Consider the following 7,056-nt stretch of genomic DNA (forward strand, 5'->3'; position numbering starts at 1 on the left):
GCGATGGGTAGTCGTGATCTGGATGAGCATTTAGAAGAACTACCTAATTTGAAACGATTAGTGGTGACCGGGACGCGAGTCAGGCAGGTCAGGGGAATCTATCCGACGTTGACGTACCCGTCACACACCACGATCATCACCGGGCAGTACCCGGTCAAGCACGGTATTATTAACAATACCAAGCGCCAACCGCAACGCCAGTCACCGGACTGGTACTGGTACCAACGAGACGTGCAGGTGCCGACCCTATACGACTTGGTTCGTCAGCAACACCGTAAGACCGCAGCCTTCCTGTGGCCCGTGACGGCTGGTAGTCGCATTACCTATAACCTGGCAGAGATCTTTCCGAACCGCATCTGGACTAACCAGGTACTGGTCTCGTTAAAGGCCAGCAGTCCCGCCTTTCTGTTGCGGATGAATCAGAAGTACGGTCATTTGCGACGCGGCATTCAACAGCCCGAACTCGATGGCTTTATTACGGCTTGTGCGGTCGATACCTTGCAGACGAAGCAACCGTGGCTCACCCTGATTCATTTGGTCGACATGGACAGCATGCGGCACCGCTATGGCGTCCGCTCGGATGAGGCCATGGCGGCCCTGAAGCGCTTGGACGCCCGGGTCGGTAAATTGATCGACGCTACGATCGCGGCCGGCACGTTTGCGGAGACCAACTTTGCCATTTTAGGCGATCACTATCAGATCAACGTGGACCACATGATCCATTTGAACCAGCTGTTCGCACAGCAGGGCTGGTTGACGCCAACGGATGCCGGCACCGTGAAGAATGACTGGCACGTGTGGGCGAAGTCCTGCGATGGGTGTACATACATTTATACGCGTAAATTTGCGGATACCAAGAACCTCTTGCGGTTGATCAAGGAAACTCCCGGGGTCACGACCATTATTGATGGCGCGGCCGCGGCTAAACGGGGGGCTGACCCGCATTGTCAATTCATGGTCGAAGCGCAAGCCGGCTACTACTTTACGGATGAAACAAACCGACCAGCTGTGGTGGAAGCCGTTGACCCGGATAGACTGGGACAACCGGACCGGTACCATGGCGTACACGGCTACGATCCCGATAAGCCGGACTACTTTACCACGTTGGTCTTGAACGGACCAGCAGTGAAGGAAAATCAGCTCATCGAACGGGCTAGTCTGATTGACGAGGCCCCGACCTTTGCTAAGCTCCTTGGCGTTCATTTTCCAGAACCGCTACCCGGCCACGCCCTAACCGAGGCGCTAAAGGAGGCAGCTGGCGATGAAGCTGAATAAAGAGCAGTGGAGTTGGGTCTTCTATGACTGGGCGAACTCCGGTTACGGCATTATTGTGACCACGGCGGTCTTGCCAATTTACTTCAAGACCGTTGCGGAAGGTAGCGGTGTGACTGCGGCTAATGCGACGGCCTACTGGGGCTATGCGAATAGTTTAGGAACGTTGTTGGTGGCGATCTTGGCGCCGTTTCTGGGTGCTCTGGCGGACTACCAGGGCTTTAAGAAACGCCTGCTCACGGGATTTGCGACCGTGGGGATGGTGATGACTCTGGGACTGGCGCTAGTACCGGCAGCACAGTGGCAATGGCTACTAGTCATTTACATTTTGTCGGTCCTCGGCTACTCCGGCGGAAATCTCTTTTACGATAGCTTCTTGACCGACGTGAGCGATGACCAGCAAATGGACCGTATCTCCAGTACGGGCTATGGATTCGGCTACCTCGGTGGCGTCATTGCCTTTCTCCTGTTTATGGTGCTCCAATTCACGCACGGGTTTGGTCGGCTGTCGAGTTTGGCGGTTGCCCGGTGGGGGTTTGCCTTGGCTGCAATCTGGTGGATCATCTTCTTTATTCCGATCCTGAGAAATGTTCATCAACGCCATTCCTTGAGCGTCACGCGCGCTCCGTTACGCCAGAGCTGGCAACGGGTGTGGGCGACCGTTCGTCACTTACGACAGCATCAGCAATTGGCTTGGTTTCTAGTCGCGTACTTCTGCTATATCGATGGGGTCGACACCATCTTCACCATGGCGACATCGATTGGCCTAGATATCGGCATCGATAGCACGACTTTGATCTTGGTTTTGCTAGTCGTTCAGCTAGTGGCGTTTCCCTTCTCGATTTTCTACGGGTGGCTGGCAAATAAGACCAGCACGCGGACCGGGATTTTAATTGCAATTATTGTTTACTTATTGATCTGTGCGGACGCGCTCTTTTTACGTTCGACGACGGATTTTTGGGTATTGGCGGTCTTAGTCGGGACCAGTCAGGGTGGGATTCAGGCCCTGTCGCGGTCCTACTTCGGGCGGTTGGTTCCCAAGGAACGGTCGAGTGAATTCTTTGGCTTCTATAATATTTTGGGGAAGTTTTCGGCCGTGTTGGGTCCCGTCCTTGTGGGAATCGTGACCCAAATGACGGGTCAGTCGCGTATCGGTGCGGCGTCGCTATCGATTTTATTTGTGATCGGCCTCGTGATCTTCTGGCTGATTCCTAAAATGACCGCGGACCACGCTGAATAGCGTTGGTTGTGGCTACCAAGTTGAAGTCGATGAGCCGGCAAAAAAAGGCCAATCATTCCGTCTCTAGGGAATTATTGGTCTTTTTAGTTAGTACACACCTAAAGGTTGAAAGTTCTAAAATGCCAGTTATACCGGTTCTAGTAACAACAGTGAGACTAAAACTAGGCAACCTGGTGGGCCTTTCGCCTTACCGGCCGGCAGATATGGGCTGGAGCGGTGCGAACGCAACTTGAAGCCTCGAAAGAACCGAGTCTACAAGCTTGGTTTTCTACTAAGCCGGCAAGAGTCGCCAGCTAAGTAGAACGACGCGCCTGAGCCCATATCTGCCGACATCTCGGCTTACACAGTGTGCGAGAAGACTGGTGATTTTCCAGTCTGAAGTGTCCCCACAGCAGGTGGAATCCCTGGCAGCCGGAGTGCGGCAAATTTACACTAATTTAATGACACGAATTCTTACCGATACTGGGACGAGACAGGTATTTCATCTTTAAGCCTTTAGTACACACGTTTCGGTGCGCTCAGTTAGGTGCGGGCAAGTCCGTTTACCGGTAAAAAAGGTGTGCTTTTCGCCGTTTAATGTTAAACTTAACTTTTAAAAAGCCGTTATAAAAGGATTTGTAATAAGTCTTGGTTTTCATAGACCATGAAAAATGGTATTCTAGGTAGACGAGACGAAAGAAAAAGTAGGTGTAAGAATGAAGATTGCTGTGGTCACCGATAGTACCAGCTATTTGTCCGCAGAAGAGGTCGAGCGGTATCACATTCACGTTGTGCCGATTCCGGTGATCATTGATGGTCGCTCCTATGATGAGGACGTTGATATTACGACGAGTGAATTCTACGACCGCCTCCGTAACTCCAAGTCATTCCCTAGTACGTCCCAGCCACCATTGGGGGAAATGATCAACTTGTATAACCAATTAGCGGATGAGGGGTACGATGCTGTCATCAGTATTCATCTGGCCAGCACGATTTCGGGTTTTGTGAACCAATTGAAGAATATTGCACCCACGATTGAAAATATTCGGGTCATTCCGTATGACTCGCAAATTACGGTAAAATTGATGGGTTACTTGGCGATTGAGGCGTCGCGGCTGGCCGCTAAGGGTGCAGAGCCCGAGGAGATCATTGCGCGCTTAGACGACTTGCGGTCGACGATTGGTGAGTACTTCGTGGTCGATGATTTGCAGAACCTGGTCCGGGGTGGCCGTTTATCCAATGCTTCTGGGTTTATTGGGAGTGTTTTACGGATCAAACCGTTACTGACATTTGATGACGAGACCCACGAGATCGTGGCCTTTGAGAAGGTCCGGTCACGTAAGAAGGCGTTAGCTCGCGTGGAAGACCTCTTCGTTGAGGCCCAAGCGCAGGTCGACTACCCGTTACGGGCATTAGTTATTAACGCAAACGATCCCGAGGGTGGCCAGAATTGGGCGGCGAAGATTGCGACCCAGTACCCGGAAATCCCGGTAGAACAGTCATACTTTGGCCCGGTCATTGGCGCCCATTTGGGTGAGAAGGCCTTGGCCTTAGCCTGGATCAAGGATTTTGATCGCGCGTAAGTCGTGCAAGTTTGAAGTGGATATGGTATGCTATTGCCTGTATTAAAAATTTACGGAGTAGGAAATAAGGCGTCAAGTGCTGGTGGAACGCAATGTGAACACCGGACGAAGGGGCTTCCCCGCGATCTTATTTCCGCATTGGCCGCAGCGATGTGGCAACTCCCTTAGGAGATGTCTGAATTGAAGACAATGGCAAAAACCCAGCTGCCCAAGCTGGACACTTTGAGTGTAGTGACAATGGGCCTGTTGATGGCGCTACAACTGGTAATTAGTCGGTTCTCGATTGGGAATACGTTTATCAAGTTTAGCTTTACGTTCTTGGTGGTCGCGTTATTGGCCAAATGGTTCGGCCCATGGTGGGGCATGATGACGGCGGCAGTGGTCGACGTGGTCGGTACCTTGATTTCTGGTGGGCCGTACTTTGTGGGTTTCACTGTATCGGCGATTCTCGGGTCACTGATCTACGCGATATTTCTGTACCAGAAGCCGGTGAGCTGGGGTCGCATCATTATTGCCTCGGTGCTTATCTCGGTGCTGGTCAATGCGTTGCTGAATACCTTGTGGGTGACCATCATGTACCAGACGCCGTTTTGGAGTTTGTTCCCGATTCGAGCGGTCAAACAGTTGATTACCACGCCAATTCAAATCGTACTGGTTTACCTGGTGCTTAAGAGCCACGTGATCCAGATGATTCAGGAAAGATTAAATCGTTAATTTTAAGGACACCATTTCGACACGGTCGGGGTGGTGTTTTTCAATGGGCCGCGACGCGTGATTAGTGTAGATTAAAATAATTACTTTAACTTATGATAACCAACCTGACCACCACCAATTTTACACTGATCACCTGGCAACACAGAATAGCCAGTCACCAAGGTTAGACCGGTGACCAGCGCAACATTTTAATTTTTAGTATTAAATGAGCGTCGTCCCTTGCGTGAGGGGGCGTTCTTCGTTATAACGGAGACTGAAGAACAAGACCAAGGGGAGAATTTCAAATGAACCGGATAATACAGTTATACGCGAAATATAAGGATGTTTTAGCCTACCTGATCTTTGGCGGGCTAACGACGTTGGTCAATCTGGTCGTCTTTTATGTGACGGTGACGGTGTGGGGCTGGAACTACCAGGTCGGCAATATCTGGGCCTGGTTCTTATCCGTCCTGTTTGCCTACGTGACCAACCGAGTCTGGGTCTTTCATTCCCACTTTGTCTCGGTGAAGGGGTTATTGAGTGAGGCCGTGTCATTCTTCCTGGCGCGTGGTGTAACGCTGTTGATGGATATGGCCATCATGTGGGTCGGGGTTTCCCTCCTGCAGCAAAACGACATGCTGACAAAACTGGTCGATCAAGTCGTTGTGGTGGTGGCGAACTACTTCTTTAGCAAGTGGTTTGTGTTCCGCAAGACGAAGGCGTCTTCGATGGACGATTAAAATTACTTTTCAATCGCAAACTATAGCCGAATATTAGTTTTGTAATGGACCGTTACGAGTTGGCGGTCCTTTTTGTTTGGCTAAATGTCGGCATGCGTGTATCGTTAGTGGTGTAAAACAATCTCTTAGAATGAGGTGACACAAATCATGGCAACGGTGAAACTTTCGGGCAAGGGTCAGGTGGTCATCCCGGCTGCAATTCGACAGGCACTGAATTTAACCGCGGGTGATCGACTGAACGTCACCCTGGACAACGGCCGGGTAGTGATGGAGAAGTTGCCGGTCGCAGCTACTTGGCAGGAGATTATTGCTCAGATACCAGTGGAGCAGGTCGTCTTGGATGAGGTGGGACACTATGACGTGGACCGCGCGCCGCACTTTGACCGCTGGCTACATAGCGAAAAATAAGTTGTAAGACGAAAGCAGCACCGCTACGCTCTGAAAAAATCAGATTGTAGTGGTGCTACTTATTTAGTCAAGATTGCTGGTGACTGTTAGGAGAGCGGGACAGAAGGCGGTTAGGCAATGGCCTGGGGCCTTTGCCGGTGTTTGGCCGCGATACGGTAGTAAACGGCAATGGCGATGCCGCCGACAATGACGCCCATGGTATTTGAGATGACGTCGTTGATGTCACTACTACGGTTGATTAACCAGTGATGGGATAAGATATACTGAATGGTTTCGAAGCTAGATCCGGCGAAGATGCCCAAGATGGTGACGCCCCACATGGAAATCTTTGGGAGCACCCATTTGATCAGCATGCCCAAAGGAATGGTCATCAAGATATTTTCAAAGAAGCCTAGGTTAAACATGTCGAGGTGGGTCAGGTTGACCCGACCAAGACCGGCCGGCATGATGTAAACGGCCGTGCCCGTGAAGGCCAGTGGTGTGAACAAGATGGCACCAAGACTGGTAAAGTAACCCAAAACGAGCAGTGCAAACCAACGTGTTCGCGTCCGCCGAACGGTAGTGACGATGAGCAGGCCACACAGACTGGCCATGAGTAAGATGATAACTAAAGGTTCCCAGCGCATCGAATCACCTCCGAATGATGCTCCAAATTTTTCTAACGGTTAACATGTTGCTATCCTACCGCATTTCTCGTAGGAGTGGGCGCTTTTTGCTTGGATTTTAGGCTTTCTTTGCCGCCTTAGGAAAAACGTAAGGTGGCTGTCAAGGAAACGTCATACTTCTTCGCGGGTTTAGTGTGATTTAGGAAGATAGCGAACTGACCCTTTATTAAAAGCTAAGCAGAAAACCTGCGATTTTAATCGCGGGATGAATGCAAGAACTTAACGTTTTCTAAAACGTGTGTTCCCCTTTTTAAGGATAAATCGTGGTATACTTAACCCAATCTTCAGGGGAGGTAGCTATTGGCTAAGCTGGGGCGAACAATTAAGTTGAGACTCTATCCGGACACAAATCAAGCAAATCAATTTCTAGCAATGAGCCACGAATATCAACGATTGGCTAATCTTGTCAGTCAATGGATTTTTGACCATGAATTTCAGCTGAGTTGGTTAAAAATCAATCATCATCTGTACAAAAT

General features: G+C 50.4%; 7 protein-coding genes and 1 riboswitch. Of the genes, 6 read left to right on the top strand and 1 reads right to left on the bottom strand.

Going from position 1 to position 7,056, the window contains the following annotated elements:
- Positions 1-3: 3 nt before the first annotated feature.
- The 6 genes from FC99_RS08310 to FC99_RS08335 all read left to right on the top strand — a co-directional run bounded on the left by FC99_RS08310 (position 4) and on the right by FC99_RS08335 (position 5,915).
- Positions 4-1,275: an alkaline phosphatase family protein gene (locus FC99_RS08310; protein ID WP_235805893.1), complete on the top strand. Its 1,272-nt coding sequence runs from the start codon at positions 4-6 to the stop codon at positions 1,273-1,275.
- Complete coding sequence (locus tag FC99_RS08315) at positions 1,262-2,512, top strand: MFS transporter (RefSeq protein ID WP_048736071.1); 1,251 nt, start codon at positions 1,262-1,264, stop codon at positions 2,510-2,512. The genes FC99_RS08310 and FC99_RS08315 overlap by 14 nt, the downstream gene beginning before the upstream one ends.
- Positions 2,513-3,207: 695 nt before the next feature.
- Positions 3,208-4,074 carry a DegV family protein gene (locus FC99_RS08320; RefSeq protein ID WP_048736070.1) on the top strand — a complete coding sequence of 289 codons (867 nt, stop codon included), beginning with the start codon at positions 3,208-3,210 and terminating at the stop codon, positions 4,072-4,074.
- Positions 4,075-4,125: 51 nt separating this feature from the next.
- A riboswitch (THF riboswitch) is annotated at positions 4,126-4,221 on the top strand.
- A gap of 42 nt (positions 4,222-4,263) precedes the next feature.
- Positions 4,264-4,788 carry a folate family ECF transporter S component gene (locus FC99_RS08325; RefSeq protein WP_235805894.1) on the top strand — a complete coding sequence of 175 codons (525 nt, stop codon included), beginning with the start codon at positions 4,264-4,266 and terminating at the stop codon, positions 4,786-4,788.
- Between the two features lie 284 nt (positions 4,789-5,072).
- A complete protein-coding gene (locus FC99_RS08330) occupies positions 5,073-5,507 on the top strand; it encodes a GtrA family protein (RefSeq protein WP_048736068.1) in 435 nt (144 codons plus the stop codon).
- Between the two features lie 147 nt (positions 5,508-5,654).
- The gene (locus tag FC99_RS08335) at positions 5,655-5,915 is read left to right on the top strand and encodes an AbrB/MazE/SpoVT family DNA-binding domain-containing protein (protein ID WP_048736067.1); all 261 of its coding nucleotides are present in this window, start codon (positions 5,655-5,657) and stop codon (positions 5,913-5,915) included.
- A 110-nt stretch (positions 5,916-6,025) separates the two neighbouring features.
- On the opposite strand, the gene FC99_RS08340 is transcribed toward FC99_RS08335, so the two are convergent.
- Positions 6,026-6,541 (bottom strand): VanZ family protein, encoded by a 516-nt coding sequence (locus FC99_RS08340; protein WP_048736066.1) that lies wholly within the window; start codon positions 6,539-6,541, stop codon positions 6,026-6,028.
- Between the last annotated feature and the right edge of the window lie 515 nt (positions 6,542-7,056).

The organism is Levilactobacillus koreensis JCM 16448 (assembly GCF_001435525.1).
GTDB lineage: Bacteria > Bacillota > Bacilli > Lactobacillales > Lactobacillaceae > Levilactobacillus > Levilactobacillus koreensis.

What these genes read in the sequence shown, in the direction of transcription:
- FC99_RS08310 (WP_235805893.1), top strand. Translation starts at nt 4, where the DNA reads ATGGGTAGTCGTGATCTGGATGAGCATTTAGAAGAACTACCTAATTTG.
- FC99_RS08315 (WP_048736071.1), top strand. Translation starts at nt 1,262, where the DNA reads ATGAAGCTGAATAAAGAGCAGTGGAGTTGGGTCTTCTATGACTGGGCG.
- FC99_RS08320 (WP_048736070.1), top strand. Translation starts at nt 3,208, where the DNA reads ATGAAGATTGCTGTGGTCACCGATAGTACCAGCTATTTGTCCGCAGAA.
- FC99_RS08325 (WP_235805894.1), top strand. Translation starts at nt 4,264, where the DNA reads ATGGCAAAAACCCAGCTGCCCAAGCTGGACACTTTGAGTGTAGTGACA.
- FC99_RS08330 (WP_048736068.1), top strand. Translation starts at nt 5,073, where the DNA reads ATGAACCGGATAATACAGTTATACGCGAAATATAAGGATGTTTTAGCC.
- FC99_RS08335 (WP_048736067.1), top strand. Translation starts at nt 5,655, where the DNA reads ATGGCAACGGTGAAACTTTCGGGCAAGGGTCAGGTGGTCATCCCGGCT.
- FC99_RS08340 (WP_048736066.1), bottom strand. Translation starts at nt 6,541, where the DNA reads ATGCGCTGGGAACCTTTAGTTATCATCTTACTCATGGCCAGTCTGTGT.